Source organism: endosymbiont of unidentified scaly snail isolate Monju (assembly GCF_000801295.1).
In the GTDB taxonomy this organism is placed as follows: Bacteria; Pseudomonadota; Gammaproteobacteria; order Chromatiales; family Chromatiaceae; genus MONJU.
In genome coordinates, this window is the sequence record NZ_AP012978.1 from 2,188,247 (window position 1) to 2,210,000 (window position 21,754).

At 62.5% G+C, this 21,754-nt stretch carries 18 protein-coding genes, 1 tRNA gene, 2 rRNA genes and 3 pseudogenes (1 of these 24 only partly in view); all 24 read right to left on the reverse strand.

Annotated features, from left to right (window positions below; all coding sequences use genetic code 11):
• Window positions 1–89 precede the first annotated feature (89 nt).
• A complete protein-coding gene (locus tag EBS_RS10505; RefSeq protein ID WP_043108618.1) occupies window positions 90–1,181 on the reverse strand; it encodes a protein-glutamate methylesterase/protein-glutamine glutaminase in 1,092 nt (363 codons plus the stop codon).
• Window positions 1,182–1,209: 28 nt separating this feature from the next.
• Window positions 1,210–1,851 (reverse strand): chemoreceptor glutamine deamidase CheD, encoded by a 642-nt coding sequence (gene cheD, locus EBS_RS10510; RefSeq protein ID WP_043108619.1) that lies wholly within the window; start codon window positions 1,849–1,851, stop codon window positions 1,210–1,212.
• A complete protein-coding gene (locus EBS_RS10515) occupies window positions 1,848–2,687 on the reverse strand; it encodes a CheR family methyltransferase (RefSeq protein ID WP_043108621.1) in 840 nt (279 codons plus the stop codon). Before EBS_RS10515 ends, cheD begins: the two co-directional genes overlap by 4 nt.
• 14 nt (window positions 2,688–2,701) lie before the next feature.
• Window positions 2,702–3,268, reverse strand: a complete 567-nt coding sequence (locus EBS_RS10520) for a hypothetical protein (RefSeq protein WP_231892798.1) — start codon at window positions 3,266–3,268, stop codon at window positions 2,702–2,704.
• A gap of 16 nt (window positions 3,269–3,284) precedes the next feature.
• On the reverse strand, window positions 3,285–3,704 hold the full coding sequence (locus tag EBS_RS10525) for an STAS domain-containing protein (RefSeq protein WP_081999932.1): 420 nt from the start codon (window positions 3,702–3,704) through the stop codon (window positions 3,285–3,287).
• Entirely contained in the window at window positions 3,673–4,458 is a 786-nt protein-coding gene (locus EBS_RS10530; protein ID WP_052199517.1) for a ParA family protein, read from the reverse strand. The genes EBS_RS10525 and EBS_RS10530 overlap by 32 nt, the downstream gene beginning before the upstream one ends.
• A gap of 4 nt (window positions 4,459–4,462) precedes the next feature.
• Window positions 4,463–4,981: a chemotaxis protein CheW gene (locus EBS_RS10535; RefSeq protein WP_052199518.1), complete on the reverse strand. Its 519-nt coding sequence runs from the start codon at window positions 4,979–4,981 to the stop codon at window positions 4,463–4,465.
• Window positions 4,978–5,151 (reverse strand): hypothetical protein, encoded by a 174-nt coding sequence (locus EBS_RS15005; RefSeq protein WP_231892799.1) that lies wholly within the window; start codon window positions 5,149–5,151, stop codon window positions 4,978–4,980. The genes EBS_RS10535 and EBS_RS15005 overlap by 4 nt, the downstream gene beginning before the upstream one ends.
• A 3-nt stretch (window positions 5,152–5,154) precedes the next feature.
• A pseudogene (locus tag EBS_RS15010) lies at window positions 5,155–5,274 on the reverse strand (CZB domain-containing protein); the annotation flags it as partial.
• Between the two features lie 3 nt (window positions 5,275–5,277).
• Window positions 5,278–6,174 (reverse strand): annotated as a pseudogene (locus EBS_RS15015) (methyl-accepting chemotaxis protein); the annotation flags it as partial.
• 76 nt (window positions 6,175–6,250) lie between these two features.
• Window positions 6,251–7,999: a PAS domain-containing protein gene (locus EBS_RS15020; RefSeq protein WP_052199520.1), complete on the reverse strand. Its 1,749-nt coding sequence runs from the start codon at window positions 7,997–7,999 to the stop codon at window positions 6,251–6,253.
• Between the two features lie 228 nt (window positions 8,000–8,227).
• A complete protein-coding gene (locus EBS_RS13135; protein ID WP_171816239.1) occupies window positions 8,228–11,332 on the reverse strand; it encodes a methyl-accepting chemotaxis protein in 3,105 nt (1,034 codons plus the stop codon).
• 63 nt (window positions 11,333–11,395) lie between these two features.
• Entirely contained in the window at window positions 11,396–14,032 is a 2,637-nt protein-coding gene (locus EBS_RS10555; protein ID WP_331711230.1) for a chemotaxis protein CheW, read from the reverse strand.
• 37 nt (window positions 14,033–14,069) lie between these two features.
• Window positions 14,070–14,435, reverse strand: a complete 366-nt coding sequence (locus EBS_RS10560; RefSeq protein ID WP_043108625.1) for a response regulator — start codon at window positions 14,433–14,435, stop codon at window positions 14,070–14,072.
• 192 nt (window positions 14,436–14,627) lie between these two features.
• Window positions 14,628–14,927 carry a TusE/DsrC/DsvC family sulfur relay protein gene (locus EBS_RS10565; protein WP_171816240.1) on the reverse strand — a complete coding sequence of 100 codons (300 nt, stop codon included), beginning with the start codon at window positions 14,925–14,927 and terminating at the stop codon, window positions 14,628–14,630.
• Between the two features lie 153 nt (window positions 14,928–15,080).
• Window positions 15,081–15,156, reverse strand: a tRNA-Thr gene (locus EBS_RS10570).
• A gap of 69 nt (window positions 15,157–15,225) precedes the next feature.
• A complete protein-coding gene (locus tag EBS_RS13140; RefSeq protein WP_052199522.1) occupies window positions 15,226–16,101 on the reverse strand; it encodes a hypothetical protein in 876 nt (291 codons plus the stop codon).
• On the reverse strand, window positions 16,089–16,811 hold the full coding sequence (locus tag EBS_RS13145; protein WP_171816241.1) for a type III pantothenate kinase: 723 nt from the start codon (window positions 16,809–16,811) through the stop codon (window positions 16,089–16,091). The genes EBS_RS13140 and EBS_RS13145 overlap by 13 nt, the downstream gene beginning before the upstream one ends.
• Window positions 16,811–17,785, reverse strand: a complete 975-nt coding sequence (locus EBS_RS10590) for a biotin--[acetyl-CoA-carboxylase] ligase (RefSeq protein WP_043108628.1) — start codon at window positions 17,783–17,785, stop codon at window positions 16,811–16,813. The genes EBS_RS13145 and EBS_RS10590 overlap by 1 nt, the downstream gene beginning before the upstream one ends.
• Window positions 17,786–17,788: 3 nt before the next feature.
• Window positions 17,789–18,430 carry a PDZ domain-containing protein gene (locus EBS_RS14070; protein WP_231892800.1) on the reverse strand — a complete coding sequence of 214 codons (642 nt, stop codon included), beginning with the start codon at window positions 18,428–18,430 and terminating at the stop codon, window positions 17,789–17,791.
• A gap of 81 nt (window positions 18,431–18,511) precedes the next feature.
• Window positions 18,512–19,518, reverse strand: a pseudogene (locus EBS_RS14655) (M61 family metallopeptidase); the annotation flags it as partial.
• Between the two features lie 14 nt (window positions 19,519–19,532).
• Entirely contained in the window at window positions 19,533–20,084 is a 552-nt protein-coding gene (locus EBS_RS10600; RefSeq protein ID WP_148307741.1) for a hypothetical protein, read from the reverse strand.
• 96 nt (window positions 20,085–20,180) lie between these two features.
• Window positions 20,181–20,296 (reverse strand): 5S ribosomal RNA (gene rrf / locus EBS_RS10605).
• 106 nt (window positions 20,297–20,402) lie between these two features.
• Window positions 20,403–21,754, reverse strand: a 23S ribosomal RNA gene (locus EBS_RS10610) (it continues 1,394 nt past the right edge of the window).

The window sequence follows — 21,754 nt, forward strand, 5'->3', positions numbered from 1 at the left end:
GGGTAAACAATGGCTTCATGACCGACCTCGCACCAAATCGCCTTCCTGGACATCCTGCTTAACGGCGCGACATTCTGCTTCTTGAGCACTCATCCGTGCACCAGCTCCACGAGACGTGACGCAATCCGTCCCAGGGGCAGCACCTCGTCAGCGTAGCCTCGCTTGACCACTTCGCCCGGCATGCCCCAGACCACGCTGGTCTTCTCGTCCTGGGCGATGATGGGCGCGCCCGCGGCCTTCAACTCACCCATGCCCTCGGCACCGTCGTCACCCATGCCGGTGAGCATCACACCGATGGCATTCGGGCCGGCGTTCTGCACCAGGGAGCGCAGCATCACGTCCACCGAAGGCTTGTGGCGGTTGACGGGGGGGCCGTCGTTGAGTCGACACACATAGCGCGCACCGTCACGCTCGACGATCAGGTGACGATCACCGGGCGCAATGTACGCATGTCCAGGACGAATCTGCTGACCGTCCTCGGCCTGACAGACCGACAAGGCCGTGAGGCCGTCCACCCGCCTGGCGAAAGGCGCAGAGAAGGCCGCCGGGATATGCTGGGTGATGACGATACCGGCCTGGATGTCCGCCGGCAGCTGCATCAACACTTCCTTTATCGCCTCGGTGCCGCCGGTGGACGAACCGATACCGATGATGCGGTCGGTGGTACGAAAGAGCCGTGCCGGAGGACGCGCCTCGAGTACCACGTCCACCGAGTGACGTGGTGCCGCGTCACTGCCCGAGGCCTTTTCGAGCGCAGGGCGCCGCTCCAGCGGGCGCACCCGCGCCTTGGCGGCCATGCGCACCTTCCCGATGATCTCCTCGGCATAGGAGACCAGCCCCTCGGCCACGTCCAGTTTCGGCTTGGCCACGAAGTCCACCGCACCGTATTCCAGGGCACGCAGGGTCACATCCGCCCCCTGCTCGGTAAGGCTGGAGACCATGACCACCGGCATGGGACGCAGGCGCATCAGGTTGCCGAGAAAGGTTACCCCGTCCATGCGCGGCATCTCGACATCGAGCGTCAACACGTCCGGGTTTAGCTTCTTGATCTTCTCGCGTGCGATATAGGGGTCGGGCGCTGTGCCGACCACCTCGATATCGGGCGTCTCTGCGAAGATGCTGGTCAGCACCTGTCGTACCAATGCTGAATCGTCCACGATCAGCAACTTGATCTTTTTCATGTCCCTTGTTCCCCTGCTCCCTGTTGGCTCAGAAAAGTTCAATATCACCCTGCACAGGTTGATGCGTGATCTGTTCGTGATAGGCCGTCTCCCGCTTTATCACCGTGTCGTTGTGCAGATCGCGCAGGCGCTTGACCAGCGCCTTGCCAGTGCGCGGGAAATAGATGACCTTGCGCGGGTATATGGAACCCACGTCTTCGGATACGAGGGGAATGCGCTCGGTCGCCAGGTAATCGTGCACGAAGGCGATGTTGCGCTCTCCCACGTCGCTGAGATTCTGCATGACCTTGCCACCACCGAAGATCTTGGCTTCCAGGTTGCGACGCTGACCACCGTGCTTGAGAATCTCGTTGATCATGTGCTCCATCGCGTAGTTGCCATAGCGCGTGGCGTTGCTCAACACCTCTTCACCGCCCCAGCTGCCGTTCTCCGACAACGGCAACATGAAGTGATTCATGCCCCCCACCCCCAGGCGGCGGTCGCGAATACAGGCCGAGACACAGGACCCCAGCACCGTGGTGATGTATTCGTCATGTACGGTAACGTAGTACTCGCCAGGGAGAATCTTGGCCGCGGGACACTGGCGATGCTTGTCCCAGTAACGCTTGATATGGGAAAAGCCCGGCAGAGGGCTTCCCAGGTCTGGCCGAACCCTGGCCTGCACACTCATTTCACCCTCCGGTAGATAGTCTTGCCGATCAGTTCGAAGCGGTCGGTGGCCTTGAACAGTGACTCCGAGTGACCGATGAACAGAAACCCCCCTGGCTTGATGACGTCGGCAAAACGCTCCACCAGGCGAATCTTGGATTCCTTGTCGAAATAGATGATGACATTGCGACAGAAGATGATCTCCATGGGCTCCTGCTGCCACGGTTGCATCAGGTTGAGCTGGCGAAAGCTGATGCGTTGCCGCAGTTCGGGCTTCACCCGAACCATACCCTTCTGGTGCCCCTTCCCCTTGAAAAACCAGCGCCTCAGCCGTTCCCGGGGCAGTCCCTCGACCCGATCCATGCGATAGATGCCACGCGAGGCCTTGGCCAGCACGTCGGAATCGATGTCCGTCGCGGTGATATCCACCTCCCAGCCCTGCAGGGAAGCCATTTCACCAACCACCATGCCGATGGAATAGGGCTCCTCACCGGTAGAGCACCCGGCCGACCAGATACTGATCCTCCGATCACCGTTGACGCGCATGCGTTCCGGCAACGCATGATCGCGCAGGTACTCGAAATGGTGATTCTCGCGAAAGAAGGCCGTGAGGTTGGTCGTGATGGCGTTGACCAGCTCGGTCAATTCGGCCTCGTCATCCCCAAGCTTGAGGTAGTTGCAATAGGCCGCGAAGTCCGGCAGGCCCAGAGCGCGCACGCGCCGCGACAGACGCGAGTAGAACATGTCGAACTTGTCGTCACTGACGACAATGCCAGTATGCTGGTTTGCCAGCCGGCGCAGGAAATCGAAGTCCTGCTGGGTGAAATGAAATTCCCTTTGTGAAGCGAGCGCCGTCACATCCCCTCCTCCGCTCAGAACAACTCGATGTCGTCGATGTCTCCCTCTTTGAGGCGCTCCCTGACACGCTCCAGCGCCTCCTCGACGCTGGCCCCTTCGACCAGGGCCTCGAACATCTCCTGTTCCTCGCGCATGGTGTAGCGACCACGGATGTGTTCCTGCAGGGTGTACCACTCGCCGGGGTTGTAGAGACGCGAAGAATCGGCCACCAGGTCACCCAGTTGCTCGAGCGCGTGTTTCACATGATCCAGGCGCTGCGGGAGACGGTCATAGAACTGGAAGGCGACGATGCTCTGCTGTATGCCTCCCTGCACCTCGGCGCAGTCCGCCGCGATGGCCTCGGCCACCTCGCTTTGCTCCGGAGGCAGTGCCTTGACATGCTCGCTGATCGCCTGAATGCGCTCCACCATGTGGGTAAAGGAACGAGTCAGTGCCTCGACCGAATCCTCGCCCTCGTGCATGGCCATGGCGATCTGTGCCACCGACAGATTGAGCATGCGCACCGTCTCGGTGATCTGGCTCCAGTCCAGGTCCGGCGCCACGGCGGTAGAGGGGCCTGATTGCCTCATGGTCTGACTCATTCCCAGGTCTCTCCTTTCAGTGCGTGTTTTGCAGTTGATCGAGTTGCATGGCGCTGCTCACCCCGAGTTGCCTGGCCGAGCCAAGCAGACGAGGAGAAGCACCGATCCAGTTCACAGGGAGGGAGCGGGAAACCGCATCCTTGACGAAGGCCAGCAACAATTGCATCCCCGCGCCATCGACCACCTCGAGCGCCTGACCGTCGATATGTACTTCAGACTGGCGATCGAGATGCCGGACCAGCACTTCGTGGTAATTACCCACCTCACCGATAGTCAGGCTCTCGGGCAGTACCAGCCGCCCCCCGCCACCATCGTCGGCCGCATCGGCAGTCTTGCCCTCGGTCATTTCGTCTGGGACCGCGGCGACATCCCCCAGGGCCTCCTCGGCGATATCATCCAGGGGGTCATGCGACATCACAGGTTTCTTGCTGCTCATGGCAGTTCACCTCTCTCTCCAGGAGTTCTTCGGCCAGCGCCGCGAATTCCGCCGCCGAGCGGCTGCGTGCCCGATATTCGAAAATGGTTCTCCCCGCGCCAGCACATTCCGCCAGCACCGCCGCCTCGCTGATCGCGGTTTGCAGCAGCTGGCGGGGGAAGTGCTGCCGGATCTTCTCGCACACCTCGCGCGAGAGACGCCGCCGCGCCACGTAACGGCTGAGAAAGATCTCGCGTTGCAAGGGGCGGGCGCGCAGGGCTTCGACCTTGCCCAAGGTGCGCATCAGACGCGCCAGACCGGTCAATGAGAGGAAATCGCCAGCCACCGGCACCAGCACACGATCCACCGCCAGCAGGGCATTCATCACCAGCAGGCCGGCCGAGGGCGGGCAGTCGAAGATCAGGTAATCGACATCGGGACAGGCGCGTTGCAATGCCGTCTGCAACAGGCGGGCGCGCTCGACGCCGCCTTGCAGGCGTTCGACCTCGCCCAGGCCGTTGCCGGCCGGCACCAGCTGCAACAACTCGCGTGTGGCAACCGCGACCTCCTCCAGCGCCTGGTCGTGCAATAGCGTCCGGTCCACACCGTTGGCCGGCGCCCGGAACAAGCCCAGACAGGGCGACAGGTGCCCCTGGGGATCGAGATCCACCAGCATTACCCGATGACCACGCAAGGCCAGTGCGTGCCCGAGATTGACCGCCGTGGTGGTCTTGCCGACCCCACCCTTCTGATTGATGACCGCCAGGGAATGCATGACTTCAGCCTCCCGCCAGGCCAGTGACTCGGGCCCAGTCCTCGTCCGAAAAGATGCGATCGACATCCATCATGACGATCATGTGTTCGCCATCGCTCACCATACCGGTGAGATAGGCAGCCTGGGCACCTGCCACACCGCGGGGTGGAGGTTTGACCTCATGGCTGGCCGTGTCGATGACATCCGAGACGCCATCCACGACCATGCCGACAAGGTGACGATCCCCCTCGGCGGACGAAAGAGAGACGATGATGACCACCTGGGTGGGCTCATAGGCCGGGTCGGGAATACCGAAGCGGATCCGCAGGTCCACCACCGGAACGATGGTGCCCCGCAGGTCCAGCACTCCCTTCACGTGCGGCGGCATGTCCGGCAGGGCGCGCACCGGCTCCCAGCCACGGATCTCCTGAACCCGCAGGATGTCGATACCGTAGAGATCGTCGCCGAGCCGGAAGCTCAGATACTGCCCTCCCACGACCTCGGTCAGCGGATCCTGCATGCCGGTCCCCTCTGCCGTGTTCATTGGGACACCTTGCCTTCGACGGTCTGCAACAGGCCGACGATCTCCCCGGATAGCTGCTCGATCTCGCGGTAACGCCGCTCGGCCTCGTCTGTGCGACCGGCCTCCTTGAGATCGATGATCTCGCGGATCACCGCGTGCAGGCGCTCATGGCGCTGCTCCATGGTCTGCATCTCGTCGATGTGCCCGTACTGCGCCAGCCCCTGGCTGTACAGCCACTTGCCCAGGGCGCAATCACGATGCGAAACGGCCTCAGCATGGGTGAGCGCCTTGCGCCCGTCGAGGAAGTCACGGATCTTCTAGCGCCAGGCCAGGTGCGCGGTACGCGCGGCGAAGAAATCGAAGGTTGCATCCTGACCATGGGCATGCACATGCCCGTGTCCCTTCTCCTGCACCAGTTCGCGGACCAGTGCCTCCGGGTCCTGCGCCACGTCGAAGAAGGAGATGCCACGCTCCATCTCCTGCGCCTTGTCATACAGCGAAGAGGAGGCGGCAGCGATCTCTTCAGCGAGCGCGGCATTCTGTTGCGTGACCTCGTCCATAGCGGTCACTGCGCGGTTCACCTGGTCGATACCGGCGGCCTGCTCGACACTGGCAGCGGCGATCTCGGCGACGATGTCGCCCACCTTCTTCACGCCCTGCACGATCTCGGACAGGGTCTCGCCCGATTCGCTGACCAGCTCACTGCCAACCTCGACCTTGTCCACGCTGTCCTGGATGAGATCCTTGATCTCCTTGGCCGCCTCCGCCGAGCGCGAGGCCAGGTTGCGCACCTCGGTGGCCACCACCGCGAAGCCGCGGCCCTGTTCGCCGGCACGTGCAGCCTCCACCGAGGCATTGAGCGCCAACAGGTTGGTCTGGAAGGCGATCTCGTCGATCACGCCGATGATCTCGGCAATCTTGGCCGAAGCCTGATTGATATCCTCCATGGCCTTCACTGCCTTGCTGACGACCTCACCACCCTTCTCGGCGAGTTGCCGCGCACTGCCGGCAACCTGGTTGGCCTGCTGCGCGTTGTCGGCATTGTTGCGCACCGTGGAGGTGAGTTCTTCCATGCTGGAAGCCGTTTCCTCCAGGCTGGAGGCCTGCTGTTCGGTTCGCGCCGAGAGGTTGGTGTTGCCGGAGGTGATCTCGTTGGAGGCCACGTTGATTGCATCGGCGATCTGACGCAGTTGCAGCAGGGTGTTCGACACCTGGACCAGGGTCTGGTTGACCGCTTCCTTGATGCGCCCGAAGGCCCCCTGGTAATCGCCGGTCATGGGTTTCTTGAAATCACCTGCGGCCATGGCCTGCATGGCTGCCATCCACCTCCTCGATCACCAGTTTGAGATCGTCGAGCAGGGCATTGATGCCGATCGCCAGGTGCTTGAAGAATCCTTCCTTGCCTTCCAGCGACACACGCTGATCGAGGTTGCCGCTGCGTGCGGCAGCAACGATACCCTCCAGCTCCTGTTCCACCGCGACCTCGCGAGTGCGATCCAGCCATTCCACCGCGATGCCGATGCGCTCACCGTCGGCCGATACCACCGGGTTGGCGATGAAGCGGAACACCCGCCCACCGATACGGATCTCGGAATTGAGACGGCGGTCCAGTGCCTCGATCAGGCGCTGCTGGTGCGCGGGGTTCTTGTGGAAGTCGTCGATGCTCGAACCCAGCAGCTTGTCGGCGTCGAAGCCTGGCAGTTCCTTGCGAATGTCTGCCTCGGCATCCTTGAACATGGCCCGCACAGTCTCGTTCATGTAGATGATGCGGTTGTCGTTGTCCGCCATCATCACGCAGCTCGAGACATTGTCGAGCGCGGTGCGGATGCGCAGGTTCTCCATCGCCCGGCGCTCCGCCTCTTCCCGTGCCCGCGCCTCGGCCTCCTCGGCGGCACGGACCTCGGTCAGGTCGCGCCACTCGACCACAGTGCCGAGGCGCTCGCCGGCTTCGTTGATCACAGGGTTGGCGATCACCTCGAGAATACGCCGGCCGACATGGATCTCGGCCTGGTAGGTACCGTCCAGGGACTCCAGGATAGCGCGCTGATGCGCCGGGTTGCGATGGAAGATGTCGATGTTCTTGCCGAGGATGTCGCTGGCGTCGAAGCCCGGCAGGGCCTCGCGCAGGTCTTCCTCGGCCTCCTCGAACATCTTCTGCACCGAGCGGTTCATGTAGATGATGTTGAACTCGGGATCAGCCATCATCACGTTGGTGCTGACATTGTCCACCGCGGTGCGGGTCACCAGGCCGATGTCGGCGAGGCGGCGATTGTCCAGCACCTCGAAGCCGATCTTCACCTGGGCCGAGCGGATCGATTGCAGGATGCGCCCGACCGCGCCCTTGTGGCGCACACTCATCCAGTCGAAGTAGTTGTCACGCAGCAGCTCGTGCAGCTTGGCGCTTCCCGCCTCCAGCGGCTCGACCACATGGCGCTTGAGCAACCAGGCCGCGGAAACACCGAAAGCCAGCACCATCGACAGGCCGGCATACAGCCAGGCCGCCGGCATGCCGGCGGCCACCATGGCGAACAGGGCCAGCACCGAGGCGAGCACTCCGCCCCCACCCAGCAGGAGAATGCGCTCCAGAGTCCAGAAGCTCATCTGGCTCTCGGTAGTGGGCAGCTTGGCGCGACCCTCGCGCACATCGGCATACAGACGCTCGGCAGCACGCTTTTCCTCTTCGGTCGGTTTGGTGCGTACCGACATGTATTCGACACGGCCATCGGGCAGATGGATGGGCGTGACGTTGGCCTTCACCCAGTAATAGTCGCCATTTTTCGCGCGATTCTTCACCAGCCCGGTCCAGGTATCGCCCTGGCGTACCGTGTCCCAGAGGTCACGGAAGGCCTCGCGCGGCATGTCGGGGTGACGCACGATGTTATGGCTGCTGCCGATCAGCTCGGCCTCGGAGAAACCGCTGATCTTGACAAAAGCCAGGTTGGCATAGGTGATGACGCCCTTGGCGTCGGTCTTGCTGACCAGCATCTGATCTTCCGGAAAGGGGATCTCCCTGTCGGTACAAGGCTCGTTGATTTTCATGCCTGCCTCTCGAAGCTGTGCTGAAGAAAGCCGCCATCCCACGCGGCATCTGTGCCTTTGCATCGGCATGGCCGTACGAAACTTGAGAAGAGAAATCCACGGAAATGATGCTTCTCCGGCAATCACGAAGCAGCACTCCGACAGGTCCTGCCAGAGCAACACGCAGCAAAAATCCCGGTGACACAGGCCACCGGGATCGACTGCATGTCGCGGCAGAAACCGTCTCGATCAGAACTCTTCCCACTCCTCCTCGTCGTCTGCCGCTGCCGTGATCTCGCGCGGTGGCGCAGCCGGACGCGGCGGCGGCGGCTGCACACTCGGCCGAGGTGCAGGGGATGAGGATGGGGCCGCCACCGGCGTCACCTTCACGCCCTTGAAGAAGGCGAGGACATTACGCATCTCGCGCGCGTTCTCGCTCATCGCCTGGGAGGCGGCAGCCGTCTCCTCGGCCAGTGCGGCATTCTGTTGTGTCACCTCGTCCATGGCGTTCACCGCACGGTTCACCTGGTCGATACCGGCAGCCTGCTCGGCGCTGGCCGCCGAGATCTCGGCCACGATGTCACCCACCTTCTTGACCGAATCCACGATCTCGCCCAACGTCTCGCCGGAGGCGTTGACCAGCTCGGAACCGACGTTCACCTTCTCCACGCTGTCACGAATGAGGTCCTTGACCTCCTTGGCGGCATCGGCAGAGCGCGAGGCCAGGTTGCGCACCTCGGTGGCCACCACGGCGAAGCCACGCCCTTGTTCACCTGCGCGCGCAGCCTCGACCGAGGCATTGAGAGCCAGCAGGTTGGTCTGGAAGGCAATCTCGTCGATCACCCCGATGATCTCGGCAATCTCGTTGGACGAGGCATCGATCTGTTGCATGGCCTCGATCGCCTGGCGCACCACGTCGCCCCCGCGTTCCGCCAGTTGCCGGGCACTGGCCGCCAGCTGGTCGGCCTGGCGCGCATTCTCGGCATTGTTGCGCACCGTGGAGGTCAGTTCCTCCATGCTCGACGCCGTCTCTTCCAGGCTCGAGGCCTGCTGCTCGGTACGCGCCGACAGATTGGCGTTGCCCGAAGAAATCTCGCTGGCGGCGGTATCGACTTCCCCCCCGATACGCATCAGACGTTCGATCACATCAGCCAGGCGTTCGAGCGTGGTATTGATGTCATCACGTACCTGCCGGAAGGTGCCCTGGTATTCCTTCTCGATGCGCACATCGAGTTGTCCCGACGACATCCGGCTCATGACATCGCCGATGGTCTCGAACACGTCCGACAATTCATCCAGGAGGGCATTGAAGCCTTGCCCGAGCTGGCGGAAGAACCTCTGCTTTCCATCGAGCACGATGCGTTGCCCGAGGTCGCCACGGCGCGCCGCCTCGACCAGGGTGTCGATCTCGCGCTCTACTGCGACCTCCTGGGTGCGATCGAGCCATTCCACGGTCGTGCCGAGTCGGGTGCCGTCCTCGTCGATCACCGGCGTGGCGGTGATGCGCATGTGCCGTCCGCCCACCTCGATGTCCGCCACGTGAGTATCCTTGAGGCCGGCGAGCAGCTGGCGCTGGTGTTCCGGGCGCTTGTGGAACACATCGATGCTGGCACCCATCAGGGCCCTGGCATCGAACTGCGGCAGGTCACGGCGCAGGTCATCCTCCATCTCCTCGAACAGGGCCTGCGCATTGCGGTTGAGATAGATGATGCGACCATCATTGTCGGCCAGCATGACGTTGCTGCTGGCATTGTCCAGCGAGGTGCGGATACGCTGGTTCTCGGCCGCTACGCGGCGCTCCTGTTCCAGCCGACGCCGTTCTTCCTCGGCCTCGGCCAACTCGACCGTTCGATCGTGCCACTGGGTGACACGTCCCTGATAATTGCCGTCCTCGTCGTACACCGGGCTGGCTACCAGACGCATCTGGCGTTCGGCGATCTCGCCCTCTATCACCCGTTCGTCTTCGAGCTTGGCCGTATAGGCGCGCTTGAAGTCGCCCTGCTGGAAGTAGCGGGACAGCGGCTGCCCGATCAGCTTGTCGACATCGAAGTCCGGGGCAGTCTTGCGCCAGGCCGGTGCCATCTCCCGGAACAAGGCCTCGGCCGCCTTGTTGAAATAGATCAGTGCATTCTCTTCGTTGGACACGGTCACCGGAACCGAGACATTGTCCAGTGCGCGACGGATGCGCAGGTTGGCCGCAGCAATCTCTGCCTCGCGATCGATCCGTTTCTTGAGTTCGGTCTGCATGCGCGACAGGGCACGCAGCAGGTCGCCGATCTCATCATCGGAATGCGCCTCCAGTCGCTGTTCCAGATCACCTTCGGCGATGCGCAACGCCGAATCCACAGCCTGCGAAATCCCGGAACGCACATTGCGCAACACCACGAACCCGATGAGTCCCGTGCCGAGGGAGGCCGCCAGCAACAGGCCGACGGTCGACCACAGCGCGCGATCCGCGTCCACCAGCATCTGGTGTTCCATCTCCCGCGCCTGCTTCTCTACCCGGGTAGCCAATGCATCGAGCGCCTCCGACACCCGGGCCGATGCCGCCGTCCATTCTTCCGGTGAAATGGCAAAGGCACCGTAATCGGAAGCCTCGAATGCCTTTTGCCGCATTGCCTCGACGGCCTTGCCGTCCACACTCTCGGTCAGCGCCCGGTAGGCTTCGATCACCTCGGGGCCTGCCATCTCGAGCAAGCGGGAGGACAGCTCCTTGCGCTGGCCCATGATGTGGCTGAAGGTGACGAAATCACGTCCCACGAACTGATCATTGGCAAAGGTACGCTGCAGCAGCTCCTGCTCACGACGCCCCAGCCACTTCAAGCGCTCGAGCAGGGAAAACACTTCGGACTGGGCAGCCACGTCCTTGTCCGGACTCTCCCAGGGAACGGTGTCGAGCAGGTCGAGCAACGCACGCTCAGCCGGTTCAAACAGATGCCGGACCTTGTAGGCCCGAGTTCTGGCCGCCATCACCCGGGGACGAATATCGAGCGCCGCAGCCAGAGTCTCGTCGATGGCTGCAATACGTCGTTCCAGGCGGGGTGAATCTGGCGTGCCGAGGGCATCGCGCGCTGCCCGGTATGCAGCCAGCGTACGGTCGGTCTCGGCTACTGCCTCGAGCAAGGTATCCTTCCCACGCTTGCCACGGCTGTCGAGAAAGACACTGCTCGCCTGCTCCTCGGTCTGCAAGGCATTCAACAGCTTGGCATCCATCTCCGACAGGGTCAGCAGCTTCTCCATGTGTCCGGCACGTTCTGCCTCGTCGATCGAGCCGATCACCAACTGGACGGCGACCAGGGCCATGACCACTACCGGCAGCCCCACCATCAGCAACAGCTTGCTTCCCAGTTTCATCTTCGACATCAATCTGTTCATCGCGGTCCCTGTTGTCGATTCGTGTTCGTTGCTGCACACCGATCAGGCGGCGTGCTCTTCGTCGGCCGCTGTGCCACCGGCCAGCGATTCGAGATCCAGCAGCATCACCATGTCGTTGCCCGCGCTGGCCAGACCGCAGATGTGCTCGGTCGGCACACCGGCACCGAATTCGGGGGTCTGGCTGATCTGCTCGTCCTGGACCACCAGGACGTCTGACACAGCATCGACCACCAGGCCCATGGAACGCTGTTCCTCGCCTTCACCGACGCGAACCACGATCACCACCGTTTCCTGGGTGTATTCACGCACCGGCATGCCGAAGCGCAGACGCAGGTCATAGACCGGGACGATGTTGCCGCGCAGGTTGATGACACCCTTCAGGTATGCCGGAGTGTTGGGAACCCGGGTGGCCGGCTCCCACCCGCGGATCTCCTGTACCCGCAGGATGCTCACCGCGTATTGTTCGCCGGCCAGCATGAAGCTCAGGTACTGACTGCCCTGGGCATCGTCTTCGTGGTCCTGCCCCAGCAGGCTGAGATGGATGTCGTCGCTCATGGGTCCTCCTATGCGGTCATGGCCACGGTTTCCGGCACGCCGGACAGTTCGTTGGCAAGGCGCATCACGCCGGGAATATCGAGGATCAGGGCTACCTGAGCCGTCACCGAGGATGGTGGCGCCGGAAAGCCCCTCGACCCGGCCGTAATTGGCCTCCAGCGACTTGATCACCACCTGTTGCTGGCCCAGGAGGTCATCGACGAAAAGACCGCACTTGCGCCCGCCGGCCTCGACCACCACGACGATGCCATCCTCGATGCGGGTCGCGCGTGCATCGGGTATGCCGAAGATCTCGTGCATGCGTACGATGGGCAGGTATTCATCACGCAGGCGGAAGGTCTCGCCCTTGCCCGCCACATGCCGCACCATGTGCGGACGCACCTGAATGGACTCGATGATGGACACCAGCGGCACGATGTAGGTCTCGCTACCGATACAGATACTCTGGCCATCGAGGATGGCCAGAGTCAGCGGCAGACGAATGGTGATGGTACTGCCCTTGCCCTGCTCGGAATCGATCTCGATGGCACCGCCGAGTTCGTTGATGTTGCGTCGCACCACGTCCATGTCGACACCGCGCCCGGAGACGTCGCTGACCTGCTCGGCCGTGGAAAAGCCCGGCTGGAAGATGAGCTCGAAGATCTGCTTGTCGCTGAGATTGTCCTCGGGACGCACCAGACCGCGCTCGATGCCCTTCTGCAGGATCTTGTCGCGCGCCAGCCCCTTGCCGTCGTCGCGTATCTCGATGACGATGTTGCCGCCCCGATGCTCGGCCGAAAGGTGCACCACGCCGGTCTCCGGCTTGCCGGCAGCAATGCGTTCTTCCGGAGACTCGATACCATGGTCCACGCTGTTGCGCACCAGGTGCACCAGCGGGTCGCCGATCTTCTCGATCACCGTCTTGTCCACCTCGGTGTTCTCGCCGCTCATGCGCAGCTCGATCTTCTTGCCAAGCTTCTGGCTGAGGTCATGCACCAGGCGGGGAAAACGACTGAAGGTGAAGCTGATCGGCAACATGCGGATCTGCATCACGCTCTCCTGCAGCTCGCGGGTATGGCGCTCCAGTTGCGCCAGGCCTTCGCGCAAGCGCCCCAGCTTGTCCATGCTGAAGTCCTCGCCCAACATGCCGAGCATGGACTGGGTGATGACCAGCTCGCCCACCATGTTGATCAGCGAATCGATCTTGCCGGTATCGACACGGATGGAACTGGAGCCACCGCCGCCTTTCTTCGCAGCCCTGCCTGTGGCACGCCGGTCGCCGCCCTGCCGCCGGTCGGGGGTCTGGCGCCGTTCCACCGGGGGCTCGGCGACCTTGAGTTCGGGTTTCTTCTCTTCTTCCTGCGGCGGGTTGTCCACGGGTTCGGCGGGCGCGGCCTGCACCCTGTCCGCTCCCTCCGGGAGGATCGGCACCACGGCGAAATCGCAGTCGTCCTCGACCCACTCGAAGATCTCGTCGATCTGCGCCTTGTCCACCGGCGCATCCAGTTTCAGCTCCCAGGACAGGTAACTGTCCTCGGGCTCGAACTCGCTCAACGGCGGCAGGTCGGAGATGTCGCAAACCACCTCCAGGTCACCCAGATCGGCGATCTCGCGGATGATGCGCAAGGGATCGTTACCCGTGCGCAGCAGGTGCTGGTGCGGACGGAACACGATACGCCAACCGACTGGCTGCACCTCGACGGGCGGCGCGGCAGCGGCCATGTCACCCACCGGCGTGGCGGCTTCGACCGCGCCACCGCCGCTGAGCACGCGTTCGAGCTCGCTACGCTGTTCGGCGATGCGTGCCTCGTCGGGGTCGCTCCCTTCCTGGGCGGCGGTGAGCATCTCGCGCAGTACATCCACCGAGGCCAGCAGCACGTTGACGGCATCGGCAGTGACGGGACGTCGGCCGTCGCGCATCTCGTCGAGCAGCGTCTCCATCACGTGCGTGAACTCGGAGATGTTGTTGAAACCGAAGGTGCCGCTACCCCCCTTGATGGAGTGTGCGGCACGGAAGATACTGTTGATCTCCTCGGGATCGACCTCCCCCGGGTCCATGTTCAGCAGGCCGTTCTCCATCACGTCCAGGCCTTCGAAGCTCTCTTCGAAGAACACCTGGTGAAACTGCGCCATATCGATGCTCATACCGTCTCCCGTCTCGAGGGTGCGCCCCAGTCCGTGCTCAACCGATGACCTTGGCTACTGTCTTGAGCAACTGGTCGGGATTGAAGGGCTTGACGATCCAGCCGGTAGCCCCCGCGGCCTTGCCCTGCTGCTTCTTCTCGGCACCGGACTCGGTGGTCAGCATCAGCAGGGGGGTGAACTTGTAGTTGGGCAGATTGCGCAATTCGCGAATCAAGGTGATCCCGTCCATATTGGGCATGTTGACGTCGGTGATCACCAGATTCACCGAACGCGTCTTGGCGATGTTCAGCGCCTCGACGCCGTCTGCGGCCTCGACCACCTCGTAACCGGCGCCCTTGAGCGTGAAGGACACCATCTGACGCATGGAGGCGGAATCATCGACGGCTAGGATGCTTGCGGCCATGGTTGTAACTCCCTGGTTGGCATATGCCGGCCCCCTGTCGTTGCGAGAACGGGGGCACGGACGTTCGTGGTTCAGGGGAGCTATCGGCATGGCCGCAGCATCCTTTAGCGCCATTGGGACAAAACGAAAAAACCCCGGAGCGTCAAGGACGCTCCGGGGTTACCGGCGATCACGGACTGTCGTGCAATCAGCTCACACGCAGCCGGTCGGCTTGGGCAGCCCGCCATACTTGGTGATCGGCTTCATCGGGCCGGTCTTCCACATCTTGAACAGTTCCTTCTGGTCGGCATTAATGTACTTGGCGAACTTCCGGATGGGCGGCACCACGTTCTCTTCCTCAAAGTATTCCCGCGCCTTGAGGATCTGCTCCCATTTGACGTCGTCGAGTTCGACGCCATCGGCTTCGGCCATGGCACGCCCGATCTCCGGGGCCCATTGATTCATGTCGATCAGATAGCCGTCGCCATCACGTTCCGGCAGTTCCACACTCATTGCTCACTCCTGACTCACTCGTCTGCTGTTTCGTTGTATTGAATTGGTACACCGGCATCATAGCGCTTCCGGGCACAAAAACCAAGTAAAATAGTCAGGCATAGAGCGCGCGCAAAAAAAAAAACGGGCCGGCCTTGCCGACCCGTCGCATACTGGAGCTGGTGACAGGAATCGAACCCGCGACCGGCTGATTACAAATCAGCTGCTCTACCTACTGAGCTACACCAGCATTCCGGCAGATTGTAGGCGGCCATTGCAAGGCTTGGCAATCGGGCACTTTTCGGGGTTTGGGACATTCTCAGGGACACTTCACCCGGCGCAGCTGCCCCGCTGCCAGACGGTCGAGCAAACGCACATTGGCGGGAATATCCAGGCCCTTGACCATCACAACATGCCCCTCGACCACACGCTCGCGGCGCTGCAGACGGACCGCAAAGCCCATCTTCTCGATCTGCCGCTTGCGTCGCATTGCGTTCTCCTGCTGGCTGAACATGCCGAGCGAAATGGCATTGCGCAACGGGCCCGAGGCAAACAGCCAGGAGTCGCGCACGCCCTTGGCCTTGAGGCGCTCGACCGTTTGCCGGGCAGCCTCCCGGTTTGCCGCGGGCGGCACCAGGACATAGAAACCCGCCGGAACACGAACACGGGAGCGACCGATCTTCAGCCGCTGGATGCCGGTGGGCAGCTGCAGCCGCTCGGCTTCGCTCGCCTGCTCGAACGGCCCCAGCTCCCAGCAGGCCTGACGCGCGCCCTGCCGGGTGTCACCAGTGGCGGCAACCTTCGGCTCGGCCTCGTCGGCCAATGGTTTCACATTCTGCATACCCACCGCAGTGGCGGCTGCAACTGGAGAGGCAGGCAGTTCATCGGCGACTTCCGGCTCGGGCTCCCCACCCTCGTCGGCCAGTCGGCCATCCCCGGCGGTATCCGACGGCGCCGGACCAACCGTCCGCTCCTCGGTCTCCATTGCAGGCACGTCGATGTCTGCATGCGTCATCGGAGGCTCATGCTCGGCGACGGCCTCGCCCGCCACGGAACTTTCGTCCACCAGTAGCTGAAGATCCCCGATGTCGGGTTCGGGAAGGCGCGCCAGCTGCCCATCGCCCTGGCGCTCCATGCCCAGCCACAAGGCCGCCATCACGTTCGCCGTCAGCAACAGGGCGATCAGCCAGCGCATGCTTCGTCCCCTTCGGCCAGTACCGCCAGCCCCTGCAATACCATGTGTTCCATCGTTTCCCACCTGCACCGCAAGTGCGCGGCGATCGTCGACGCCATGCCCCCTCCCAGCACCACGCGTCCACCAGCGGCCAGGGAAGCGGTCAGCCGCTCGATGAGCGCGACCTGCGCCTGTATGGCGCCACAGTGTATGGCATCCGCCGTGCCCACGGGGAGCGCATCGCCTGCACAAGCGATCGGCGCTTCGCGCAAGCGAATGGCGGTCCCCGCCAGCAGGGCGGAACGCATCATCTCCAGCCCGGGCAGGATGTAGCCTCCCTGGTGCACTCCCTCGCTGTCCAGCAGGTCGATGGTAGTGGCCGTCCCGGCATCGACTACCACGGCCGGATACCAACCGCGGGCACGGCAGGCCAGCAGGGCCAGCCAGCGGTCCACTCCGAGCTGCGCCGGGTGATAACGGGTCTCCAGCAACCCCGCATGATCCGGCACCCGCACTTCGACGACCGGGATACCGGCCTCGCGCAACGGATCGAGCAGGCTGCCCGTATGCGCGGCATCGGCAACACTGGCGACCCAGACCTCGCCGGGCGGGCCAGGCAAGCTGTCGAGCAGTCCAGCACCCGTGGACAGGGTGCCCAGAAGTTCCAGCCCCTCGTCCATCCAGGCACGGGCCACGGTGGTGTTGCCGATATCGACCAGCAGGCGGCGCATCACTTCGTCTCCCCGCGCAGGCTCAGCTCGCCACCGTGAAATACCCGTTCGCCTTCGTCTGTTTGCAACCGCACCCCGCCATTCGCGCTGAGACCGAGCAGCAGGCCCCGCCATTCGCCGGTCCCGCTGGAGAGACGGACCGGCTGGCCGCGATACAGGTCGAAGGCCTCCCAGCGCGGCAGGAAGGGGGAAAGCCCCGCCTGGGCATATTCCGAGCATCCTGCCAGCAGGGCATCGATGAGTTCGCCCGCCAGACGATTGCGCGAAGGTGACAGACCCGCCATGCGCAGATCGCCCGCCGGCTGATCGATCCAGTCGGGCAGGATGTCACCCAGGTCGAGATTGAGGCCGATACCGATGATAGCGTGCACCGGGCCGGCCGTTTCACCGATCGCCTCGACCAGAAGGCCGGCCAGCTTGTGTCCCCGCCAATGCAGGTCGTTGGGCCACTTCAGGCCGTGCTCGCGCAGGCCGTGACGCGCCAGGAGTTCGGCCAACACCACGCCCATGGCGATGCTGAGACCCGAGAGCTGTTGCATCGGCAGATCAAAGCCGTACAGCAACGAGAGGTAGAGATTCCGTCCATAGGGAGAGTGCCAACGCCGGCCGCGCCGCCCCCGCCCCGCACTCTGGTGTTCGGCAAGCCAGGCAGCGGGTTGCGGTTCGCCGGCCCGCAAGGCCTCAGCCGCCAGGGCATTGGTCGAAGTAGCCTCGTCGTACAGGTGCAGTCCGCACAGGCGGGCACTGGCGACAGGCCCCATGGCCTCGACGATGGCCTGCTCGTCGAGCAGCTCGAGCGGACGCGCCAGTCGGTAGCCCTTCCCGGTGACCGCCTGGATCTCCAGTCCAGTGCGCTCGCGCAGGGCCTGCAGGCGTTTCCACACCGCGGCGCGGCTGCAACCGAGTTCACGTGCCAGTGCCTCGCCGGAATGGAAACGTCCATCCGCCAGCACGGCCAGAATACCATCCTGCATGTGCTAGACCCCGCGCACCGAGGCCAGCCAACGGTCACGCCGGCGACATACCCGCTCGTCCAGGTGCTGATCCGCCAGCCAATACAGATCGACGGTATCCCGCGGTGCCGCGAGCACCGGCAGGATCACCTCACGCAACAGGTCCCGGCGGAACAGGGTGAGTTTCGCCTCACCCTCCAGGGCGTGCCGCCGTAACAGCTCGTCGACGTTGGAGAGCGTGCAGCGTTCACCGTCGATGGCCACCAGCAGGTCGCCCGGGGTGACGCCCGCGCGCGCCGCGGCGCCTCCCGCAAAGACCTGCTCGACGCGCACCCAACCGTCACGTTCACGCAGGCGGGCACCGAGCACGGCCTGGCCACGGGCCTCCTTCGCGGGCTGCTCGACATGTCCCCCGGTATCCTCCAGCGACGCGGCGGGGCGTAACCGCAGGCCGACACCAAAGTCGGCAAACCACTCGGCCAGTGGCAGCTCCTCGGTCCCGTATATGTAGCGCGCGAAGTAATCCTCCACCGACTCGCCCAGCAGCGCCTCGATCTCGCGTTCGATGAAACGCTCGGGCAGGCCACGCCCGGGACGACCGTATTCTTGCCACAAACGGCGCATCAGGTCGTCCAGGCACAGTTCATCGTCACTGCGAACACGCAACAGACGGTCCAGCCCGAAAGCCACCAGCGCACCCTTGTTGTAATAACTGACGATGGCGTTGGGGGCATTCTCGTCCTGTTTGTAGAAGCGGGTCCAAGCATCGAAACTCGATTCGGCCACGGACTGGCGATGCCGGCCCGCGTGAGCGCCAATTCGTCGTAATACGAGGTGATGCCCTCGAAGGCCCAGAGCAACTCGCTGTGCACCTCGCAAGACAGGTCAGCCTCGGCGAACAGCGCCGGCCGGATACGCTTGACGTTCCACAGGTGGAAATACTCGTGACTACACAGGGCCAGGTATTGACGATAGCCCTTGTCGATGGCATCACCCGTCCCCGGCCAGGGCAGATCCGAACGCTTGCAGATCAGGCTGGTCGAGTCACGATGCTCCAGCCCGCCATAACCGTCGCGGGTGGCGAGCGTCTGGAACTGGTAACGCTGTATCGGTAATTCACCGAACATCGCCGCATGTTCTGCACAGATCGGCGCCACATCGGCGGCAACACGCCGATTATCCGCCCCGTGTGCATCCACGAAGATCATCTCGTGGGGTATTGCCTCGACCGCGAAAGCGACGCGTTCAAAGCGGCCGATTTCCACCGGATGATCGATCAATTGCGCATAGTTCTCGGCACGATAGCAACCGAAGCCCCGCGCGTCCGTGCCGGCTGCGGGCAGCGTGGTAGCCACGGCCCAATCCTCTGCACCAGGCCACTCGGGCGCGACCAGCTCAAGCATGATCTCATGGTCGTCCCATCCCTCTAGACGCAGAAACAGGCAGGTACCGTTGAAATAGGCCCGGGTGTCATCGAAATAGGCGGAACGCACCGACAGATCCAGCGCATAGACCCGGTAGCGCAGCGAAAAATCACCGTTGATACCATCGATCCGCCACCGCTGCTTGTCCAGCTTGCGCGGAGCAGGCCCACCATCGAGGCGCTGCATGTCCATCAGGTTGCGCGCAAAGTCACGGATCATGTAACTGCCCGGAATCCAGGCTGGCAGCGCCAGGTCGACATGGCTGTCTGCCATACACGATACCCTGAGTTCGATCACGAATTCATGGGTTCCCGGATCGTCGAGCAACACGCGATAGGCGATATTCAATCCTGTTCTCCCCCTTTCGACGGCGCGGCCGGACGAGCCAGCAGCCCGCTTTGTGAAATGAACACATGGTATGTCAGACCGTCGCCCATGGGTAAGTACACCGCCGACCCATATACGGTATCAAGCAGGGGTAGCCAGTGGAGGGTCGGCTCTGTCAGGGCCCAAAGATCGATCGAGGACTCGGGCGCCAGGGCGTACACCGAAGGCGGCCGCCGGCGTGCCCGATCAGCACGCGCATAGCGTCCCGAAAGGCGTTCCAGTCGGTACAGGGCATCCAGGCCGAGCAAATTCGCCCAGGACTGCCACTTGATCACCCGAGCGTCGAGCTGCCATTGATCACCTTCGAGGACCAGATGCCGCTGCTGGCCATCAGGGGTACGCAGTACCGCCAGAAAACGCGCTGGCCCAAGCTGCCGAAAGCGGATATCTGCCACCTCCTGCTCATGACTCAGTCGCGAGAAGGTCCACAGATTGCTCCCAATCAACAGAAACAGCAGCAATGGCAAGCCAAGCATTGTGCCGAAGAGCCATCGCCCGATGCGTTTCATTTGCCTCAAGTGTCCTCGTGCCCACTCTGCAACGCGGAAGACAACCACAAAGAAAAAGCCCCGATTGCTTTCGCAACCGGGGCTTTTTGGTTTGAAGCCTGGCGGTGACCTACTCTCACATGGGGAAGCCCCACACTACCATCGGCGATGCACTGTTTCACTTCTGAGTTCGGGATGGGATCAGGTGGTTCCAATGCTCTATGGCCGCCAGGCAAACTGTTCGGAGTCCCGCGAAACGCGTGACTCCCTGTTCGGTTTGATCTTGAAGGCGCGGGATCGTCAACAATCACGATCACACTCAAAACTCTTGGGTGTTATATGGTCAAGCCTCACGGGCAATTAGTACTGGTTAGCTTCACACGTTACCGCGTTTCCACACCCAGCCTATCAACCTCGTAGTCTTCGAGGGCCCTACAGGAGCTTAAAGCTCAGTGAGAACTTATCTTGGGAGGGGCTTCCCGCTTAGATGCTTTCAGCGGTTATCCTGTCCGAACGTAGCTACCCGGCAGTGCCACTGGCGTGACAACCGGAACACCAGAGGTTCGTCCACTCCGGTCCTCTCGTACTAGGAGCAGCTTCCCTCAGTTCTCAAACGCCCACGGCAGATAGGGACCGAACTGTCTCACGACGTTCTAAACCCAGCTCGCGTACCACTTTAAATGGCGAACAGCCATACCCTTGGGACCGACTTCAGCCCCAGGATGTGATGAGCCGACATCGAGGTGCCAAACACCGCCGTCGATATGAACTCTTGGGCGGTATCAGCCTGTTATCCCCGGAGTACCTTTTATCCGTTGAGCGATGGCCCTTCCACACAGAACCACCGGATCACTATGACCTGCTTTCGCACCTGCTCGACGTGTCCGTCTCGCAGTCAAGCACCCTTATGCCATTGCACTAACCGTACGATGTCCGACCGTACTTAGGGTACCTTCGCGCTCCTCCGTTACTCTTTGGGAGGAGACCGCCCCAGTCAAACTACCCACCATACACTGTCCCCGACACTCTAATGCCTGGGTTAGAACTTCAAACATACCAGGGTGGTATTTCAAGGACGGCTCCACCGAGACTGGCGTCCCGGCTTCAAAGCCTCCCACCTATCCTACACAGGTAGGTTCAAAGTCCAGTGTAAAGCTGTAGTAAAGGTTCACGGGGTCTTTCCGTCTAGCCGCGGGTACACAGCATCTTAACTGCGATTTCAATTTCACTGAGTCTCGGGTGGAGACAGTGTGGCCATCATTACGCCATTCGTGCAGGTCGGAACTTACCCGACAAGGAATTTCGCTACCTTAGGACCGTTATAGTTACGGCCGCCGTTTACCGGGGCTTCGATCACGAGCTTCGCCCGAGGGCTAACCCGATCAATTAACCTTCCGGCACCGGGCAGGCGTCACACCCTATACGTCCTCTTTCGAGTTTGCAGAGTGCTATGTTTTTAGTAAACAGTTGCAGCCACCTTTTCACTGCGGCCCACCAAGGCTTGCACCGAGGTGGGCGTACCTTCTCCCGAAGTTACGGTACCATTTTGCCTAGTTCCTTCACCCGAGTTCTCTCAAGCGCCTTGGGATACTCACCCTGTCCACCTGTGTCGGTTTGGGGTACGGTCTATACGCTGGGGCTATTTCCTGGAACTCCCAGGCCAGCCTTGCAAACCGTCACGCAAGACTGAC